The 1354-nt window shown below is 66.5% G+C and carries 1 protein-coding gene; it reads left to right on the forward strand.

The window, feature by feature from the left end:
• A partial coding sequence (locus tag G491_RS36035; protein WP_035220291.1) for a beta strand repeat-containing protein occupies window positions 1-1354 on the forward strand: 1354 nt, incomplete at both ends.

Raw genomic sequence — 1354 nt, forward strand, 5'->3', positions numbered from 1 at the left:
TGTGACCGTGGTGAGCGTGGACGCAACGACCCGGGCGGCCATCGAGGCTGGCGGCAATATCACGGGCGGTGTGATCACCTCTCCTGAGGTTGCCCTGGAAGCTGCAGGCAGTATCGCCAACGTAGACCTGGACAGCGGAGCCGTAACCCTGGCAGCCCTGGCTGGAGGCAGCGTGGAACTGGACGCTGGCGGCTCCCTGACGGTGGGCCTGGTTGACGGCGTGGATCAGGGCCTGTCCGGCGTGATCGCCGGCGGCAATGTCACCCTGGACGCCGGCAAGAGCCTGGCGGTGAACGCGGACATTACGGCGGGCGGTTCCTTTGCCGACCTGAGCGCCCTGTCCGGGGACATCACCACGGTGGCCGGCGCGGTTGTGACGGCGGGTTCTGTGAACGTGGACGCCACGGGCGCCATCGACCTGAACACGAACGCCGGGACCCTGGAAGCCTCCTTTGGCGCGGGCTCCACGGCGACCATCGACGAGGCCGACGCCCTGATGATCCGGAACACCACGGGCGGAACCCTGAACGTGACCCTGCTTGAAGCCGGCGACCTGACGGACGGCGGCGGCAACAACGTGACGAACCTGATCGCCGAAACCCAGGACGGAAACATCACCTACACGGATGCGGACGACCTGAACGTGGTGAGCGTGATCGCCGGTGGATCGAGCAATACGGTCTTCCTGACTGCGGGCAGCGCCATGGCGGTGACCTACATCCAGGCGGAAGGCGACGTAACGCTTCGGAGCAACGGCGCCATCACGGACGTGGGCGGCGCGGCGGTGAACGTGTACTCAGGCGGAACCCTGGACATCCAGTCCGGCGACAACACGGTGGACCTGGATACGGAAGTGGTCTCCCTGATTGCGGCCAACGTGTCGGATATCAACATCGACGAAGTGGACGCCATCGAGATCCTGGGCATTGACACCAACGCAGGCGGCAATGTGGACGTGGAAACCACGGACGGCGACATCCTGGTCTCCGGCCCCATAGACGCGGACGCAGCGGGAACCATCCTCCTGACCGCGGGCGGCACGGAGCGGGCCATCATCCTGGGCGCCAACGTGGCGGGCAATAGCGGCAGCATCATGCTGCACGCCACGGACGACGTGGAGCAGACCGGCGGCGCCGTGACTACGGGCGTGGGCGTGGAAGTGACGGCGGGCGGGGAAGTGGACCTGACCCAGGCCGGCAACGCCATGACCGTGATCGCAGTGGACGCCAACGGCGACGTGGCCATAGACGACGACGCAGCCGGCGGCCTGACCGTGGGTACGGTGAACGGCGTGAGCGGCATCGACTCCAATAACAACGACATCCGCGTCAACTCCGCGGGCGACCTGACCCTG

The organism is Desulfatibacillum aliphaticivorans DSM 15576, from assembly GCF_000429905.1.
Lineage (GTDB): Bacteria > Desulfobacterota > Desulfobacteria > Desulfobacterales > Desulfatibacillaceae > Desulfatibacillum > Desulfatibacillum aliphaticivorans.